16 protein-coding genes are annotated in these 17,425 nt (G+C 36.6%); 11 read left to right on the forward strand and 5 right to left on the reverse strand.

Going from position 1 to position 17,425, the window contains the following annotated elements; all coding sequences use genetic code 11:
- Positions 1–311 precede the first annotated feature (311 nt).
- The 5 genes from G600_RS0100585 to sdaAA all read left to right on the forward strand — a co-directional run bounded on the left by G600_RS0100585 (position 312) and on the right by sdaAA (position 5,909).
- The gene (locus G600_RS0100585) at positions 312–1,445 is read left to right on the forward strand and encodes a DNA/RNA non-specific endonuclease (RefSeq protein WP_027430192.1); all 1,134 of its coding nucleotides are present in this window, start codon (positions 312–314) and stop codon (positions 1,443–1,445) included.
- 187 nt (positions 1,446–1,632) lie between these two features.
- Complete coding sequence (locus tag G600_RS0100590; protein ID WP_027430193.1) at positions 1,633–2,976, forward strand: ATP-binding protein; 1,344 nt, start codon at positions 1,633–1,635, stop codon at positions 2,974–2,976.
- Positions 2,977–3,005: 29 nt separating this feature from the next.
- A complete protein-coding gene (locus tag G600_RS0100595) occupies positions 3,006–3,566 on the forward strand; it encodes a M48 family metallopeptidase (protein ID WP_027430194.1) in 561 nt (186 codons plus the stop codon).
- Positions 3,567–4,300: 734 nt separating this feature from the next.
- Positions 4,301–4,975: an L-serine ammonia-lyase, iron-sulfur-dependent subunit beta gene (sdaAB, locus tag G600_RS0100600; protein WP_027430195.1), complete on the forward strand. Its 675-nt coding sequence runs from the start codon at positions 4,301–4,303 to the stop codon at positions 4,973–4,975.
- 1 nt (position 4,976) lies between these two features.
- Complete coding sequence (gene sdaAA, locus G600_RS0100605) at positions 4,977–5,909, forward strand: L-serine ammonia-lyase, iron-sulfur-dependent, subunit alpha (protein ID WP_027430196.1); 933 nt, start codon at positions 4,977–4,979, stop codon at positions 5,907–5,909.
- A 71-nt stretch (positions 5,910–5,980) separates the two neighbouring features.
- Here the strand turns inward: sdaAA and G600_RS0100610 are convergent, their stop codons facing one another.
- A complete protein-coding gene (locus tag G600_RS0100610) occupies positions 5,981–6,763 on the reverse strand; it encodes a ZIP family metal transporter (protein WP_027430197.1) in 783 nt (260 codons plus the stop codon).
- 171 nt (positions 6,764–6,934) lie between these two features.
- Here G600_RS0100610 and G600_RS16120 point away from each other — a divergent pair, with 171 nt between their 5' ends.
- Entirely contained in the window at positions 6,935–7,861 is a 927-nt protein-coding gene (locus G600_RS16120) for an FKBP-type peptidyl-prolyl cis-trans isomerase (RefSeq protein WP_027430198.1), read from the forward strand.
- A gap of 235 nt (positions 7,862–8,096) precedes the next feature.
- Here the strand turns inward: G600_RS16120 and G600_RS0100620 are convergent, their stop codons facing one another.
- The 3 genes from G600_RS0100620 to G600_RS0100630 all read right to left on the reverse strand — a co-directional run bounded on the left by G600_RS0100620 (position 8,097) and on the right by G600_RS0100630 (position 11,125).
- Positions 8,097–8,774 carry a hypothetical protein gene (locus G600_RS0100620; RefSeq protein ID WP_027430199.1) on the reverse strand — a complete coding sequence of 226 codons (678 nt, stop codon included), beginning with the start codon at positions 8,772–8,774 and terminating at the stop codon, positions 8,097–8,099.
- A gap of 8 nt (positions 8,775–8,782) precedes the next feature.
- Positions 8,783–10,147 carry an NAD(P)/FAD-dependent oxidoreductase gene (locus tag G600_RS0100625; RefSeq protein ID WP_027430200.1) on the reverse strand — a complete coding sequence of 455 codons (1,365 nt, stop codon included), beginning with the start codon at positions 10,145–10,147 and terminating at the stop codon, positions 8,783–8,785.
- Positions 10,148–10,348: 201 nt separating this feature from the next.
- Positions 10,349–11,125, reverse strand: a complete 777-nt coding sequence (locus tag G600_RS0100630) for an SDR family oxidoreductase (RefSeq protein ID WP_027430201.1) — start codon at positions 11,123–11,125, stop codon at positions 10,349–10,351.
- Between the two features lie 285 nt (positions 11,126–11,410).
- On the opposite strand from G600_RS0100630, the gene G600_RS0100635 reads away from it, so the two are divergent.
- Positions 11,411–13,084 (forward strand): GH25 family lysozyme, encoded by a 1,674-nt coding sequence (locus G600_RS0100635; protein ID WP_027430202.1) that lies wholly within the window; start codon positions 11,411–11,413, stop codon positions 13,082–13,084.
- A gap of 221 nt (positions 13,085–13,305) precedes the next feature.
- On the opposite strand, the gene G600_RS0100640 is transcribed toward G600_RS0100635, so the two are convergent.
- Positions 13,306–13,965 (reverse strand): hypothetical protein, encoded by a 660-nt coding sequence (locus tag G600_RS0100640; RefSeq protein ID WP_034245065.1) that lies wholly within the window; start codon positions 13,963–13,965, stop codon positions 13,306–13,308.
- A 196-nt stretch (positions 13,966–14,161) separates the two neighbouring features.
- Here G600_RS0100640 and G600_RS0100650 point away from each other — a divergent pair, with 196 nt between their 5' ends.
- The 4 genes from G600_RS0100650 (at position 14,162) to G600_RS0100665 (ending at position 17,409) form a co-directional block, all read left to right on the forward strand.
- Complete coding sequence (locus tag G600_RS0100650; protein WP_027430205.1) at positions 14,162–15,154, forward strand: AIR synthase related protein; 993 nt, start codon at positions 14,162–14,164, stop codon at positions 15,152–15,154.
- 40 nt (positions 15,155–15,194) lie between these two features.
- Positions 15,195–15,677, forward strand: coding sequence for an Lrp/AsnC family transcriptional regulator (locus tag G600_RS0100655; RefSeq protein ID WP_027430206.1), 483 nt, complete (start codon positions 15,195–15,197; stop codon positions 15,675–15,677).
- Entirely contained in the window at positions 15,674–16,843 is a 1,170-nt protein-coding gene (locus G600_RS0100660; protein ID WP_027430207.1) for a pyridoxal phosphate-dependent aminotransferase, read from the forward strand. The genes G600_RS0100655 and G600_RS0100660 overlap by 4 nt, the downstream gene beginning before the upstream one ends.
- 92 nt (positions 16,844–16,935) lie before the next feature.
- A complete protein-coding gene (locus G600_RS0100665; protein ID WP_027430208.1) occupies positions 16,936–17,409 on the forward strand; it encodes a chemotaxis protein CheX in 474 nt (157 codons plus the stop codon).
- Positions 17,410–17,425 lie beyond the last annotated feature (16 nt).

Raw genomic sequence — 17,425 nt, forward strand, 5'->3', positions numbered from 1 at the left:
CCAAAAACTCCTCGCTTAGCAGCCTTCAAATTCCGCAAAAAAGAATTAGGTATTGTTAAGTGATATTTTTTATTATTTAGTTTTAGTAAAACGTCTTACTGGTTCACATTATACACCCATGTTTTTTCTTTTGGCACGAATACATTAAAAACTTTATACTTTTTTTATAATTGAACTTAGCAAAGGGGATTGGGAATGTCCGTTTTAGGTTAAATTCTAGCTTTCACTATATTTAAAATTCTCATGTATTAGGTTAGAATATATGGGAGGAATCTAGTGTTTATGCTAGATATTAACTTAGGGAGAGTTTTATGAAAAAGAAAAATTTACTAGTTTTATTATGGCTATCTTTATTGCTTTTATTTACACCTGCTTGTCAGGCAAGCAATAGTGTGGATGGTCAAACAACAAGTTCTAGTCAGATTAGTTCTGAAAATGTATCTGATAGCACAAGTGAAGAAATCTTAAGTTCTGGGGAGAACATACAGGATAATTCTTCTTATGCTACAGGGCTTGATGCCTTTGATTTGGCAAATGTACCGGCTTATTCAGGTAGTCCTTATTGTGAGATTAACGGCAATTGTCCATTTTTTACAAATGAAGAAATGACTGCAGAGTGCTTTGAAAGTTACGGAGAGCTTGATAGCCTCGGAAGATGTCAGACTTGTATAGCATCAATTGGCACAGATTTAATGCCAACTGAGAAGCGTGGCAACATTGGTAACGTGCATCCAACAGGCTGGCACTTGGTTAAGTATGCTGGAATTGATGGTAATTACTTATATAATAGATGCCACCTCATCGGCTATCAGCTTACTGGTGAAAATGCAAACACAAGAAATCTAATTACAGGCACTCGTTATTTAAATGTGGACGGGATGCTCACCTTTGAAAATAAAACTGCAGACTATATTGAGTCTACAGGTAATCATGTAATGTATCGAGTAACACCTATATTTGAAGGGGATAACCTTCTTGCCTCTGGTGTGCTTATGGAGGCTAAGTCTGTGGAAGATTCAGGCGCAGGCCTTAGTTTTTGCGTATTTTGCTATAACGTGCAACCAGGCATAACAATAGATTATGCAACTGGTGATTCTAGTGGCCCAGAGTTTACGGGGAGTGGTTCTAGTAACTCAGGCAGCAGCTCTAGTAGTTCTAGTAACTCTAGTAGCGGCTCTAGTAGTTCTGGTAGCTCTAGTTCAAAATCAGCAGGCAGCACATATAATAGTTCAGGCAGTTCCTCAAGCTCAGCTTCTTCTGGGGCTGTGGCAGCAGGATCAAGTCCCTCAAGCTCGTATGTACTAAATACAAATACTAAGAAGTTCCACCGTCCAAGTTGTGGTTCAGTAAGTACAATTAAAGATTCAAACCGCCAAGATTATACAGGTCAAAGACAAGATTTGATAAATCAAGGCTATGAACCATGTAAGAAGTGCAATCCGTAAAGAATTCATTTATACCATATTTTTCATAAAATGTGAGAAAATCATAAAAATTGGCTCATAAAATGTGAGAAAAGTTTTAAATTTGCCTCATAAAATGTGAGAAAAGTTTTAAAATTGCCTCATAAAATGTGAAAGGAAATTTGAAGTACCTAAATCTTTATGCTAAAATAGCCTTGGAGGTGCTTTTATGTATTATAAAAGAAAAATTGATAATTTCCTTGAAAACTGGAAGGCAGATCCAGCTCATAAGCCTCTCATAGTAAAAGGGGCAAGACAGATAGGCAAAACAGAGTCTATTATGCATTTTGCTAAAGACAATTACGAGAATGTTGTATATATAAATTTTGTTCTAGATAAAAAGTTTTCAAATATTATAGTAGATGGTTATGATGTAGCAAGTGTAATTAAGAATATTACATTGGTCGACCCATCTATTAAATTTGTGCCTGGTAAGACTATTATTATTTTTGATGAAATTCAAGAGAACCCAGATGTTGCAACAACACTTAAGTCTTTTAAGATAGATGGTAATTATGATGTAATATGTAGCGGTTCTATGTTGGGAATTAATTATAAGAAGATACATAGTAATAGCGTTGGTGCTAAGACGGATTACGAGATGTATTCCATGGATTTTGAAGAATTTTTATGGGCAAAAGCTTATAATCAGGAGCAGATTGATTCTATTTTGAATCATATGATTGTTAATAAGCCTTTTAATGACAATGAAATGAAAATTTTTAAGGACTTATTTTTAGAGTATTGCGTGCTTGGTGGAATGCCTGATGTTGTAAAACAGTATATTGAAACAGGAACATTTTCAGGAACATTAGATATACAAAATCAAATTAGACTTGATTATGAAGAAGATGTTCGAAAATATGCCGAAGGTCTCGACCAAACTAAAATAATAAGCGTATATAGAAGTGTTCCAGCTCAGCTTGCAAAGGAGAATAAGAAGTTTCAATTTAACAAGATTGAGAAAAATGCAAGATCGAGAGAATATACGGGATGTATCGAATGGTTAGTTGATGCAGGAGTTATAATGGAATGCAATTGTTTACAATTTCCAGAATTACCTTTAAAGGGAAATATTGAAGAGAATAAGTACAAGTTGTATTACCCAGATACAGGACTTTTAGTATCGTCATTAGATGAAGAAGCTCAAGAAGATCTTAGAGTTAATAAAAATTTAGGTGTTTATAAAGGAGCACTTTATGAAAATTTTGTAGCTGAAGCATTTGTAAAACAAGGACTTGGACTTTTTTATTATAAAAAGGAAAATTCTTCATTGGAAGAAGATTTCTTTGTAAGAACACAAAATAATCTTGTTCCTGTTGAGGTAAAGGCTGGTGATGCCAAATCAAGATCTTTATCCTCATTAATAAAAAATAAAAACTATAGTGATATATCTTATGGAATAAAACTTGGTGATTTTAATGTGGGACATGCTAATGATGTATATACATTCCCATATTTTTGCGCATTTAAGATTAAGGAGTTTTTAAAAAATATAGATTCTAAAAAATAGAAGTAATTAGTTTTTTTAGGAGTTTAGTTTTGAAAAAATCAGACATTAAAATCATAAAGTCGAAGAGAAAAACATTTTCACTAGAAATGAAAAATGATTTAAGTCTAGTTGCTAGAGTGCCAATTGGAGCTAGTTCTAAGGCAATCAACGACTTTATAACAAGAAGTGATTCTTGGATAAAAAAGACAGAAGAAAAAATTAAAGAAAACAAATCTGAATTTGGAGACGCAGCTAAATTATCGAATAGAGAGTTAAGAGATCTTTACAAGGTGGCAAAGGAAGAGTTGCCCTTAAGGGTGGCTTATTACGCCAAGCTTATGAAGGTTTCTTATTATAGAATCACTATCAGAGCTCAACGTACAAGATGGGGCAGTTGCACAACAAAGGGCAATTTGAATTTTAACTGTCTGCTTATGCTTACTCCAAAGTGGGTGCAGGATTATGTGGTGGTGCATGAACTTTGCCACAGATTGCATATGAATCATTCTAAGGAGTTCTGGGCTGAGGTTGAGGGCGTTATGCCTAATTATAAGGAAGCAAAGAAGTGGTTGGCAGATAATGGAGGAAGCTTAATAGAGCGATTGCCGTAAATTTAATAAAGATATTGATGGCAGCTGCGCATGAATTTGCGTAGCTGTTTTGTGTGTGATGTGGGTTTGGGACTTTTGACTTTTAGGAGGGATATCACTGCTAATAGGCACAGAAGAATTCTTCTGTATGGCCCGGTAGCGTAGAATTTCCGGCTCCTGAGCCTCACTTTTTGACTTTATTGTTTAATAAAGCAAGTTATAGCCACTGTTTTTGAAGTCTTGAAAAAATTGCTTGTGACTTTTTTGAAATGAGGTATCTAGAAAGGCACAAAACCCTGTCTATAAATGGGGAAAGGCTGGCTCTTCTTTTAAATTCTTGTGGCTAAAATTAGATTTCTTCTTGCTTTATAGGCACATCGCGTCTTTTTACTCTAATTTTACCTGTGGCTATAAGAGACCTAATTTGAATTCTTAGCTACATTCCCCCAAAAATAAAGCTCCGGAAGAGAGCAAAAGCCCCAAATTAGTGAGAATCCAATGAGAATCCCCACAAATCAAGAGTCCAGGAAATCCCAAGAATTTCCGCAGACTCCTTACATTCCCCCCCCACACTTTAGCAAGCTACATCAATAACTTGATTTTTATTTTTAGTATGATAGAATACCCTACGTAGACAAGGGAGTCGTTAGCGAATAGCTTGCGACTCTTTTTTATTTGAAGGGATGATGTTGCTTAGAGGCTGCTTCAAAGAAACTTTTTAAAAAGCAGAAGAGAAGTAACACTTAGGAGACTTTATGAATATTTTTGATATTATGGGGCCAATCATGGTTGGACCTTCAAGTTCACATACAGCAGGAGCTGCAAGAATAGGTTATGTTTCAAGGCAGCTCTTAGGAGAAGATTTAAAGAAAGCAGAAATTTTACTTCATGGTTCCTTTGCCAAAACAGGTAAGGGACATGGAACTGATAAGGCTATTGTTGCTGGACTTATGGGTATGATGCCAGATGATGAGAGAATTCCAGATAGCTTTGACATTGCCAAAAGTCAAGGAATCGAGTTAAGCGTTGGTGAGGCTTTACTAAAGACAGAATATGCCAATGCTTGCTTACTAAATCTTGAGTCAGTAAATGGCAGAAGCTTAAGCATTATGGCTGCATCTCTTGGAGGCGGTAGAATTTCCATAGAGCAGATTGATGGGATCGATACACATTTTTCAGGCGATTATCCAACACTTATAGTCCACAATCTGGATCAGCCGGGTCATGTAGCTGAGGTAACTTCAACCCTTGCACACAAAAGTGTTAACATAGCAACGCTTAATCTTTACAGAGATAAGCGAGGCGGATACGCAGTTATGATTATTGAAACTGATCAGGATATTCCAGAGACAGCTATTAAATGGATTGAGCATTTAGAAGGCGTTATAAAGGTAACTTATATTAATATCGAGAAACAGAAAGAGGCTTAATATGGCTTATACAAGTATTGTTGAATTAATTGATAATAGCACAGATGTGGAAGAACTTATTGATAGAATCATTGCTAATGATGCCAATGAACGTGGCATTAGCTGTGAAGCTTCTTTTGAGCAAATGAAAATTTTATGGGAGGCTATGCTTGCTTCTGTAAATAATTATGACGGTTATTTAAGGTCCAATAGTGGTTTGTCTGGTGGCGATGCCAAGAAATATGAGGATTTTAGAAGAAATGGTGGTGGGGTAGTAGGAGATTTACTTGCTAATCTTATTACAAATGCTCTAAAGGTTTCAGAATCTAATGCTTGTATGAAGAGAATTGTTGCGGCACCAACTGCCGGATCTTGCGGCGTAATTCCAGCAGTTTTGATTACTCTTTACAATCATAGAAAGGCCAATTTAGCTAGCTTTCAGCCAATCCTTATTAAGAATGAAAATGTATCAAAGGACGATTACAATTTCACTCTTGATGATAAAATCGTACGAAGCCTTTATCTGGCTGCAGCAGTGGGGGAAGTAATTGCTTATAGAGCTTCAATTGCTGGTGCTGAAGGTGGTTGTCAAGCAGAGATAGGAGCAGCAAGTTCAATGGCAGCTTGTGCTTTTGCTTATCTTAATGCAGGAAATATCCAGCAGATCATGCATGCCGGTGCCCTTTCTCTTAAGGCTTTACTCGGACTTGCTTGTGATCCAGTGGGCGGTTATGTTGAAGTTCCATGTATTAAGAGAAATGTTACTGGTGCTGCAAATGCAGTAACTTCTGCAGAGCTTGCTCTTGCAGGAATTGAAAGTAGAATTCCTTTTGATGAAGTTATAGATGCAATGGGTGAGATTGGCCGAAAGATGGACATCTCCCTAAGAGAAACAAGTACTGGTGGTCTTGCAATGACACCAACAGGAAGACAGTATTTACCAAAGCAGGATTAAAAAAGATGGTCAAAGCGCTTAGCACTTTGGCCATCTTTTACTATAATCTCTATTTTTTATCACAATTATCACTATCCTAGTGCCACATCAAGCACCATCATTAGGCCGAATCCTATTGCAAAAGCAAGAGTGGACCAGTTTGAGTGCTCCCCTTCGGAAGCTTCAGGTAAGAGTTCTTCTACAACTACGTAAATCATTGCGCCAGCTGCGAAGGAAAGCAGATAAGGTAGAATTGGAACCATAAGATTAGTAAGTAAAATTGTAATGATTGTTCCAATAGGTTCTACTACACCTGAACCAAAACCATAAAGGAAAGCCTTGGATTTGCTCTTTAATTCATGTCTTAAAGGAAGGGAAATAATTGCGCCTTCTGGGAAGTTCTGAATTGCAATACCAATTGCTAGGGCAAGAGCACCTGAAAGAGTAATAGCGCTAGCGCCTGAAATATAGGCGGCAAGGGCTACACCAACGGCCATGCCTTCTGGAAAATTATGCAAAGTAACTGCAAATACAAGCATTGTACTTTTTGGTAAGTTTGCATGTAAACCCTCAGGTTTATCACTGTTTGCGTGAAGGTGAGGAATAATAAAATCGATTAAAAGTAAGAATAAGATACCTAACATGAAACCTGTTAATGCTGGGGCAAATGCAAGCTTACCCATTGGTTTACATTGCTCCATAGCAGGAATTAACAAAGACCAAACCGAGGCTGCCATCATAACACCCGCTGCAAAACCTGACAATATCTTTTGAATAAGTGGGTTCATGCTATCGCTCTTAAATAGGAATACCATTGCAGCACCAAGTGTAGTTCCAAGAAATGGAATTAAGATGCCAATAGTTAGTATGTCCATATTATTTGCTATCATATTGTTCACCGCTTTCATTTAATATATATGATTACAATACAATAGTATATAAAAAAAATCAATGCACATTTATCTTATAAACAAATAGCTATTGAGAATTTTTCGCAAATCTTGTAGAATTGGAAAGATATTATTTTTATTTTAAGGAGATTTGTAATGAGAATAGCTGTAACATATTCAAATGGCAACGTTTTCCCACATTTTGGTAAGACAGAAGAATTCAAGGTTTATGAAGTTGAAGATAAAAAGATTCTTTCAAGCGAAGTAATTAGCTCAAATGGCGAAGGTCATGGTGCACTTGCTGGCCTACTTAAGAATCAGAATGTTAATGTTCTTATTTGTGGCGGCCTTGGTGGCGGTGCTCTTAATGCTTTAGAAGAAGCTGGTATTGAGGTTATTGCTGGTGCAGAAGGTAATACAGATGCAGCAGTTGAGAGCTACTTAAAGGGCGAATTAGTTTCAACAGGTGTTAATTGTGATCACCATGATCATGAGAATGCTAGTGAAGAACATGCATGTGGTGGTTGTGGACATCATTCTGAAAATGATAATGAAGAAAGCGGGTGCAACTGTGGTGATTCTGAGGAAGAATGCAGCGGTTCATGTGGAAGCTGTTCAGGATGTTCTGGTGAACCAGAAGTTATCTATGAAGGTAAGAATGCTGGTAAGACTGTAAGAGTACATTACAAGGGTACATTAAATGATGGTACACAGTTTGATTCATCTTATGATAGAGGAGAACCTCTTGAGTTCTTAGCTGGTGTTGGTATGATGATTAAGGGCTTTGATAAGGCTGTAGTTGATATGGAAGTTGGAGACAAGGTTTCAATTCATCTTTCACCAGAAGAAGCTTATGGTATGCCAAGCGAAAGCAACATCATTAAGTTAAAGATTGCAGACCTTCCAGGTTCTGAAGAATTAGAGGTTGGTAATCAGGCTTATTTACAGAATGCATACGGCGGAGCTGTAGCTGTTAGAGTAACAGAGAAGACTGAGGAAGAAATTACATTTGATGCTAACCATGAATTAGCAGGTAAGGAACTTAACTTCGATATCGAATTAGTTAGCGTTAAGGAAGACTAATCAGGAATTTGTCTGCAGTAGGAACATCAGCCATTAGAATTTTGCTTCGCAAAATTAGGCTGACGCTAAGTAGCAAACACGGAGTGTTTGCTACATCTGAAGCAGACCCGAATCCGGCGCGCAAGACTCGCGAGCGAGTCTTGACTTTCATATATTAAAAAAGCACTCAAGAAATTGATATGTACCCAGAATCCTGGACATATATCAAATTTACTTGAGTGCTTTTTATTTATTCTTATCTATAGCTTACAAGTTCTGGCTTATCTATTACAAGGTAATATCGCTCCATAGTGCTTAATTTATCGCAATCTTCCCAGGTGTAATAATATTTTTTTAGGGCTTGATCCAATCTTTGATAAATTCCAAAACATTCAGGATCTAAGCCGATTTCTCGAATTAATCGTGCCTTATTTACTTTAAACATAAATAAATAGTTAATATAGCTGTAACCCATAATGCCAAGAATTTTTCTTAGAAGCTTTTTTCTTTTTGGGCTATTTTCAATCTCTGCATTAGTCATGTCTTTTAGATAATAATTATAGGAGTTAAGCCTTTTAACGTTTTCTTTTTGATAGTTAATGCGTCGAAGTTCATAGGCGGCACGAAAATCATTTTTCTTTTTAATTTCGGCCTTTTCTTTGTTGTAAGCATCAAGGTAAGCTTTATTGTAGGAGTTAGCATTAGTTGCATCATCCGCCGCATCTGGTAAAGAAAACATCCAGTCATCATCATCGTCGTCATCATCAAAAATGCTATTTGAACCTAGATTATGAGTACGTCTAAATTCCTTTTCAAAATCTTCTTCATAGAAAGCTCTCTCTTTTCTATCTATGTGACCATCACGATTATAATCATAACCAGCACGTTTCATTTTATCTTCTTGAATTTCAAAAAAGGTATCCCAAAAGCCCATAGGACCTCCTATCCTGCAATTTCTCTTGCAACAAAGACGCCACTAGCGGATGCATGTGATAATGAGTGAGTAATTCCGCTACCATCACCGATTACATAAAGTCCCTTGTAGTTTGTTTCTAAATGTTCATCCACGGATACTTCCATGTTGTAGAACTTAACCTCAACTCCGTAGAGGAGAGTGTCATCATTTGCAGTACCAGGAGCTACCTTATCAAGAGCGTAAATCATTTCAATAATGCCATCTAAGATTCGTTTTGGAAGCACAAGACTTAAATCGCCTGGGCTTGCATTAAGGGTTGGTGTTGTAAAGGACTCATCTATGTCTGATTGAGAACTTCTGTGTCCCCTAATTAAATCGCCAAATCGCTGAACGATTACGCCACCACCTAGCATGTTGCTTAGCCTTGCGATACTTTCGCCATAGCCGTTGGAATCTTTGAATGGATCAGTAAAATGTTTAGCTACAAGTAGGGCAAAATTAGTATTATTAGTTTGTTTTTTAGGATCCTCGTAGCTGTGACCGTTAACAGTAACAATGCCGTTAGTGTTTTCATTTACCACAGCGCCCCTTGGATTCATGCAAAATGTACGAACTAAATCTTCGTACTTTTGAGTACGATAGACAATTTTGCTTTCATATAATTCATCAGTAATGTGGCTAAAAACCTCAGCTGGAAGCTCAACTCTAACACCTAAATCCACACGATTAGATAGTGTGCTGATGTTTAGCTCCTTACATACCTTTTCCATCCACTTACTGCCGCTTCGACCTACGCTTATGATACATTTTCCACAAGTATAGGAAGCCTTAGGACAGACAATTTCGTAACCGTTCTCTAGAGCTTTAACTGTTTTGACAGCTGTATCAAAGTAGAAGTCTACCTTGTCCTTTAAATAATCGTAAAGATGTCCAAGAACAACGTAGTTAATATCTGTTCCTAGGTGTCTAACAGAGGCATCAAGAAGATGAAGTCCGTTTTGAATGCAGAGCTTCTTAAAACCTGTGCCTGCAGTAGAGTAGAGCTTTGTGCCCTCTCCGCCGTACTCAAGATTAATCTTGTCCACGTATTCCATAAGCTCTAGGGCCTTGTTTTTACCGATGTATTTGTAAAGAGTGCCACCAAAGTCGTTAGTGATGTTATATTTTCCATCTGAAAATGCGCCAGCCCCTCCAAATCCACTCATAATAGAGCAGCTATTGCAGTGGATGCAGGACTTAATTTTGTCCCCATCAATAGGGCAGTGCCTCTTTGATAGTTCGTGGCCTTCTTCAAAAACTGCCACTTTTAAGTTAGGAGATAGTTTAGTTAATTCGTAGGCTGAGTAAATACCACCAGGACCAGCTCCAATAATGATTACATCGTAATTCATACAATCACTTCCTTCCTTTGGCTTTAAACATGTGAAATAGCCATTTGCATAAGATGTAAGGGCGTATTTCAATACTATCTAAATTATATCATAGATTTTTGGAAATAATAAGATTTTAACCCTTTAGTAGGTTCAAATAAAAAACCCCGACTAGAAATCTCTAGCCGGGGCCGTGAAAAGAAAAAAGTTAATATGATAATCTTAAAGAGCTGTGTAACCACCATCAACTGGTAAGATAAGTCCATTAACATATGAGCTGCACTGAGATGAAAGGAAAATTGCTGCTGTATCAAGCTCGCCTTCCTTACCATATCTTGATAAAGGAATCATTGTTTTAGCGTATTCCTGGAAGTATTCTGAATCAAGAGTCTCTTTTGTAAGAGGAGTTTCAAAGTAACCTGGACAAATAGCATTTACATTAATGCCCTTCTCACCCCATTCAGCGGCAAGTGCACGAGTTAAGTTGACTACGCCACCCTTTGCTGCATGATATGGTGAGGCTGGTGCAATTTTGTTACCAACTAAGCCATACATTGATGAGATGTTGATGATTCGTCCATACTTAGCAGGTAACATTGCTTTCTTAGCAACAGCTCTTGCCATCTTGAAAGAGCCAAATAAATCGATGTTAAATTCTCCTTCAAACTGTTCGTCTGTAATTTCTTCGGCGGGTGCAACTGCGCCTGTACCTGCATTGTTTATAAGAATGTCGATACGACCAAATTCCTTGCAAACCTGGTCAACGGCTGCTTCTACTTTACTTGTGTCTGTGATATCGCAAGGGATTGCAAGTGTCTTAACACCGTATTCTTCAGCAATTTCCTTAGCTACCTGATCGATTAATTCCTTACGACGTGCTAGAGCAACAATATTAGCCCCTTGGTTTGCGAGAGCCTTTGCAAGTTGTACTCCTAAACCAGTTGAGCAACCTGTTACAATGGCAACTTGACCTGTGAGGTCGAAATAATTTGTCTTCATAAATTCCTATGCCTCCTATTTAATTAGTAAACTATAAATATTGATTATATTATACTATATATTATTTAAATTTGCTGATAAAATTTATTAAATAAAGTACATTTTGTTACTTATTTCCTATACTTATAAATAGCAAGTACTAATTCTGCTTTACAAGGCAATAATATAGTGTTAGACTAGCAATAAAATGTTTTTTAAACTTTTTGCAAAAATTTGCATCATAGTATATAATGTTTTTATACTTTTCGTATACAACAAAATACAATATTAGGAGCGATGGGGTTTATGAAGGGATTTTTTATTTCTGTACTTAACGGCCTAAAGACTAAGTTAGGGGCGAGTGCCTTAAGCCATACTATTGCAGGCGTCGCAGGATCCAAAGTGGCGATTGCTTCAGCATTAGTTATTACCACAAGTGTGGTGGCTGTAGGTGGCACTGTTGCAGCAATTACAGTAAACAACCAAGCTAGAAAAACAAAAGCAAGTACAAGTGAAGTTGCAGCAGAAATGGATAGCAAGGACTTATTAAATGTTGTATTGCCTTATTCTACAGACGATGCTGATACAACTTTTAATGATGAAGTTTTTGTTTCAAAAGAAGAAATTAATGATGAAGCAATTCTTGATATGATTCAGGATACTTCTCAGCCCGTTAAGATTATTTCTTACGAAGATTTGGAAATCGTAGAAGATGATTCTACTAATGCTCAACCAGCAGGTGAGGTTGTTGAACAAACTGCCTCTAATTCTACTAACATTTATGAAACTAGCGGTATTGTAAAAGGTATCGATGTTTCTAAATGGCAGGGAGATATTAACTGGTCACAGGTAGCAGCCTCTGGTGTTAAATTTGCAATTATAAAATGTGCAGGTCGTTCAACATCCGCTGAAGGTGGCTTGTATGAGGATTCAAAGTTTGAGAAGAACATTCAGGGCGCTATAGCTAATGGAATACAAGTTGGTGTTTATTTCTTCTCACAGGCTTTAACAGTAGAAGAGGCTTTTGAAGAGGCTTCAATGACTGTGCAGTTAATTAGTAAGTATCAAATTACATATCCGGTTGCCTTTGACTGGGAATCAGCAAGTGGTTATAGAGTATCGGGAAGACTTGGTAGACAACAGTTAACTGACATTTGTAATACCTTTGCTAGTGTAGTTTCAAGCTACGGATATACTCCAATGATTTATTTTAATCGTAATGATTGGAGAAATGCAGTTAATACATCGGAACTTACAAGTAAATATAAGACTTGGTTAGCAACATATTTTAGTGACTATTATTACACATCTACAGCTTGGGATTATGGTAATTCTGTACCTGAGTATCCAGATATTCCTTATGATATTTGGCAGTATGGTGTTACTGATACTGTTCCAGGTATTAATGGTTGGTGTGATATGGATATTGCTTTCTTTAGCTATGGAAATTATCAGGTTCAGGGTATGCAAGATCCTTATATAAGTTTACGAACGGAAAACTTTAGTTTATATGAAGGCTGTGACATTAATGGAAATAGCTTGCCGGCAAATAATGACGGTGGCGATTACGCAGCTTATTTAAGAGAGAATGCAACAGGTAAAAACTGTATCGGATATGATGCTAATCTATCTATGGTAATTACGAATTCTTTTGGAAATGAGGTAGATTACTGGACAGCGATTCATTCTCCTGGACGCTACACAGTTACTTATAGCTTTGTAGATCCTAGGAATGGATATATAACAAAAGCGGCAACTTTAGTCGTCACGACTAAACCTACAGAGCCTGAAACAACGACAGAGAGCCCATCTGAGAACGAAAGTGAAGGTCAGTCTGAAACAGGTAGTGAATCTGGTTCTACGGATGTAGAGACCACTAGTAGCGAGGACGGCAGTACAGAAAGTGGAAGCACTGAAGCAGAAAGCCCAGCAGCCGGCAGTACAGAGGGCACAAGCACAGAGGGTAATACTAGCGGTTAACATATTAAGCGTTAGTTAAGCAACTAAAGTTCATAAAATTTTGAGGCGGTAAACAAATGAGTTTACCGCCTCTTTTTTTGATTATTATTTGTCAAGACTCGCTCGCGAGTCTTGCGCGCCGGATTCGGGTCTGCTTCAGCAGACAAATTCCTGTCCGAATCCGTGCGCATCCTCGCGGAGCGTTTAACTCAGTCGGAGATTGTACTCCGACTGAGTTAAAATTAGTAGTCATCTGATAAAATCACCTTTCTCTTATCAGACATTTCTTGCAGCTGTTCAATGATTACCTCTTTGTTAATGGATTCTAGCTCTTCTGCTTTCTTTATGAGGTAAGCTAACTTTTCATCATTGTTTGTTTCTATATATAAACTTGCTAGGTCATAGTAATTTGACTTAATATCTGTTCCTAGTTCAATTCCTGTTTCTAAATAAATAGCCGCTTTATCCTTAAAACCTAGATTTATTAATTCGTGTCCTATAGTGGATAGATTTTTAATAAGTGTGGTGTAATTGTCATCATAACTTGATAATTCTGTTAAATTAGCGGCTCCGTACTCTATTTTCAAATCAGTATTAGAAATAGAGGAGAGATTAAGTATCTTTTTCTCTCTTAAACTTTCAAGTTCCTCAAATCTTCTCATTAAAGTTTTATTTTCAGACACCGCTAGGTCAAATTGGACATCCCCCTCATTTAATTGTGGAAGATTATTAGGAATTGTTATATAATTTAACTTGCTTATGTCTTGTTTTCGGGTAAGATTCGCTTTTGATTCCTTATCCCAAAAGGCTTTGGTACGCTGTTCTTGTTTATTAGAACCGCGTCTAAGTAAAAAATTAAAGATTACAATCATTACGAAGATGTATGGTAGTAATAATTTCATAAATGTCACCTCGGAGGTAGTATGATAAATTTTAATAATAAGAAAAATAAAAAAATCCTAGTAATTGTCGTAGTAATACTCGTTCTTGCAATGATTATTCCTATGCTTTACTCGTTGATTCCTTAAAAGGTCATCGCATCATTTTTTTAAGTATAGCATACAAATATATTAACAATCAACGATAAGTGGAGGGAACATGGATTTAGGAAGAATTAAGAGTTCTATTTTTGATAGATCTGTTTTTAAGCTTATAAAAGACCGTCAGAGTAAGGAAATCAAAAGAGCTTACTTAGGTCAGCAAGCAGCAACTAAAAAATTAGATAATGCAAATGTAGTAACAAGTCTTAGCTCTAAGCCAATGGCGGTTTATGACGTGGCCAATAAGTTGGCGGCAAGCGGTGCTAAGCTAGATTATGTAACTGTGAATATAGTAATGGATGCTGCATCTAGAGAGATTAGATTAAAGGAAATCATTAATGATCTTGAGGAGCAGTGCAGACATTTTAATATAACTATTGCCCAGACAGATGTCAGGGTGAGTGCACGAGCGATTAAACCAATAGTGACAGTCTTTGGTTTAGGTCATGCACAAGTAGAAACTGATGATAGTTTAAAACTTACTGAAAGCTATAAACCAAAACCAGAGGATGTAATTGTGGCTATTGGTGTTATAGGACTAAGTGGTATCAGACGTGTGATTAAGGAGAAGGAAGAGGAAATCCTTAAAAGATATACAAGAGACGTTCTTGATAAGGCTCTAGCTAGATTAGAGGAATTAGATACAACTAGTATTTCTGATTTAGTATATGAAGAGTTTAGAAAAGAAGGTATCAAGGGAAATGTATACTCTTTATCTGAGGGTGGCGTTATTGACTGCCTTTGGAATATTGCCGAGAAGAATCACATTGGATTTGAAGTTGATATCAGAAAAATTCCTGTAAGGCAAGAGATAATCGAGATTTGTGAAATGTTTTCTATTAACCCATATGAGATGGAATCCATCGGAAGTTTGTTAGTGACATATTCAGGAAATTGTGGTATAGTAAATATATTAAACGAAAAGAATGTGAAAGCTTTTGAAGTTGGTTGCTTTAAAAGCGATAACAAAAAAATATTAAGAAGCCTTTCAGATGAAAGATTTGTTGAAATGCCAGGACAGGATGAAATTTATAAAGTGATTAATAACTAGATTATCTAGTTTTTAAAGTTATAAGAGAAGGATGTAAATTATGAGAGACAAGATTTTAAATATGCTAGAAAAGAATGGTCGAATTGACATTCATGACATGGCAATTATGTTAGGTTTATCAGATGCAGAGGTTGCAAATGAAATCGCAGACATGGAAAAAGAACATGTTATTTGTGGTTACAATACTTTGATCAACTGGGATAAGACAGATGATGAGAAGGTTACAGCTCTTATTGAGGTTAAGGTTACACCTCAAAGAGGCTTAGGTTTTGATAGTATTGCAGAAAGAATCTATAACTACGAAGAAGTAACAAGCGTTTACTTAATGTCAGGTGGTTTTGATTTTACTGTAATTATAGAAGGTAAGTCTATGAAATCGGTGGCACAGTTTGTTCATGCGAAGCTCGCCCCTATGGAATCAATTCTTAGTACTTCAACACATTTTGTATTAAAGAAGTACAAGGATTATGGAACAGTATTTGAGGCAGAGAATAAGGACGAAAGGATGTTAGTGACACCATGAGAAACCCACTTTCAAACAAGATAATGGGCATCCAGCCATCAGGAATTAGAAAGTTCTTTGATATTGTTAGTGAGATGCCGGATGCAATTTCATTAGGCGTAGGCGAGCCTGATTTTGATACTCCTTGGAATGTAAGAGAAGAGGGTATCTATGCATTAGAGAAAGGTAGAACCTTTTACACATCTAATGCAGGTCTTAAGGAACTAAGAATCGAGATTTGTAGCTACCTTAAGAGAAAATATAACTTATTATACGATCCAATTAATGAGACTATGGTCACAGTTGGTGGTAGTGAAGCTATTGATGTGGCACTTAGATGTATGGTGGATCCAGGAGATGAAGTTTTAATTCCACAGCCAAGTTATGTATCATACTTACCTTGTGCTGTTATGGCAGATGCAAAGCCAGTAATTATCAATCTTAAGGCAGAGAATGACTTCAAATTAACTCCTGAAGAGTTAGAGGAAAATATTACTAATAAAACAAAAATTTTAGTTTTACCATTCCCTAATAACCCAACAGGTGCTATAATGAATAGAGATGAATTAGCGAAACTTGTCCCATTAATAATTAAACATGACTTATTTGTAATTTCAGATGAGATTTATTCTGAGCTTACATACGGAAAAGAAAGACATGTTTCTATTGCAGAATTCCCTGGAATGAAGGAAAGAACAATAGTTATTAATGGATTTTCAAAGGCTTTTGCCATGACTGGTTGGAGACTTGGCTATGCATGTGGACCAACACCTATTATTAATCAGATGATTAAATTACATCAGTTTGCTATTATGTGTGCGCCTACTAATAGTCAGTTCGCAGCTGTGGAAGCTTTGAAGAATTGTGATGAGGATGTAGACAAGATGGTGGAGGCTTACGATCAGAGACGTAGGTATCTTGTGAATGCATTTAAGGAGATGGGATTGGAATGTTTTGAACCATTTGGGGCGTTCTATATATTTCCTTCAATCAAAAAGTTCGGTATGACATCAGATGAATTTGCAACTAAGCTTCTTATGAAGAAGAAATTAGCAGTAGTGCCAGGTACAGCCTTTGGAGACTGTGGTGAAGGTTTCCTTAGAATATCTTATGCATACTCAATAGACAACTTAAAAGAAGGCTTAGGAAGAATTAAAGAATTTATTTCAGAATTAGAGTCTAAGTAAGTTAGGGTCTGAGCTTGGATGAATGATTTACTTGGATTTATTTTGAAATAAAGTAACAAGAGAATCAAATTAATCCGAAGGAGGATATATATATGGCTGATATTAACGTAGATTACATCAACCCTTTTCTTATGGCAGCAGTAAGCATTTTTAAGGATGCCTGTCAGATGGAGCTTAAGGTAGGAAAACCATATGTAAAGACAACCGAGTTTGAGGGTGATTCAGTTATTATTATGATTGGTGTCACAGGGGAAATGAGAGGTCAGGTGCTTATTGCTCTTACATATCAGAAGGCTTTAACAGTAGCTTCAAAGATGATGATGGGCATGCCAGTATCTGAACTTGATGATATGTCTACAAGTGCGATTTCAGAGCTTGGTAATATGATTATGGGTAATGCAGCAACAATTCTTTCTACAAAGGGTATTGGTATTGATATTACACCACCAACTCTATGTAGAGGTGCAATGAAACTTACTCAGAATTATACAAAGAATATATGTATTCCACTCAGCTATGATAACGATACAGCCATGGAACTTGATATTGCTGTAAAGACAGAATAACTTAGATTTCAATTAG

The sequence above is a fragment of the Lachnospira multipara ATCC 19207 genome (assembly GCF_000424105.1).
Classification (GTDB): Bacteria; Bacillota; Clostridia; order Lachnospirales; family Lachnospiraceae; genus Lachnospira; species Lachnospira multipara.

What these genes read in the sequence shown, in the direction of transcription:
- G600_RS0100585 (WP_027430192.1), top strand. Translation starts at nt 312, where the DNA reads ATGAAAAAGAAAAATTTACTAGTTTTATTATGGCTATCTTTATTGCTT.
- G600_RS0100590 (WP_027430193.1), top strand. Translation starts at nt 1,633, where the DNA reads ATGTATTATAAAAGAAAAATTGATAATTTCCTTGAAAACTGGAAGGCA.
- sdaAB (WP_027430195.1), top strand. Translation starts at nt 4,301, where the DNA reads ATGAATATTTTTGATATTATGGGGCCAATCATGGTTGGACCTTCAAGT.
- sdaAA (WP_027430196.1), top strand. Translation starts at nt 4,977, where the DNA reads ATGGCTTATACAAGTATTGTTGAATTAATTGATAATAGCACAGATGTG.
- G600_RS0100610 (WP_027430197.1), bottom strand. Translation starts at nt 6,763, where the DNA reads ATGGACATACTAACTATTGGCATCTTAATTCCATTTCTTGGAACTACA.
- G600_RS16120 (WP_027430198.1), top strand. Translation starts at nt 6,935, where the DNA reads ATGAGAATAGCTGTAACATATTCAAATGGCAACGTTTTCCCACATTTT.
- G600_RS0100620 (WP_027430199.1), bottom strand. Translation starts at nt 8,774, where the DNA reads ATGGGCTTTTGGGATACCTTTTTTGAAATTCAAGAAGATAAAATGAAA.
- G600_RS0100625 (WP_027430200.1), bottom strand. Translation starts at nt 10,147, where the DNA reads ATGAATTACGATGTAATCATTATTGGAGCTGGTCCTGGTGGTATTTAC.
- G600_RS0100630 (WP_027430201.1), bottom strand. Translation starts at nt 11,125, where the DNA reads ATGAAGACAAATTATTTCGACCTCACAGGTCAAGTTGCCATTGTAACA.
- G600_RS0100635 (WP_027430202.1), top strand. Translation starts at nt 11,411, where the DNA reads ATGAAGGGATTTTTTATTTCTGTACTTAACGGCCTAAAGACTAAGTTA.
- G600_RS0100640 (WP_034245065.1), bottom strand. Translation starts at nt 13,965, where the DNA reads ATGAAATTATTACTACCATACATCTTCGTAATGATTGTAATCTTTAAT.
- G600_RS0100650 (WP_027430205.1), top strand. Translation starts at nt 14,162, where the DNA reads ATGGATTTAGGAAGAATTAAGAGTTCTATTTTTGATAGATCTGTTTTT.
- G600_RS0100655 (WP_027430206.1), top strand. Translation starts at nt 15,195, where the DNA reads ATGAGAGACAAGATTTTAAATATGCTAGAAAAGAATGGTCGAATTGAC.
- G600_RS0100660 (WP_027430207.1), top strand. Translation starts at nt 15,674, where the DNA reads ATGAGAAACCCACTTTCAAACAAGATAATGGGCATCCAGCCATCAGGA.
- G600_RS0100665 (WP_027430208.1), top strand. Translation starts at nt 16,936, where the DNA reads ATGGCTGATATTAACGTAGATTACATCAACCCTTTTCTTATGGCAGCA.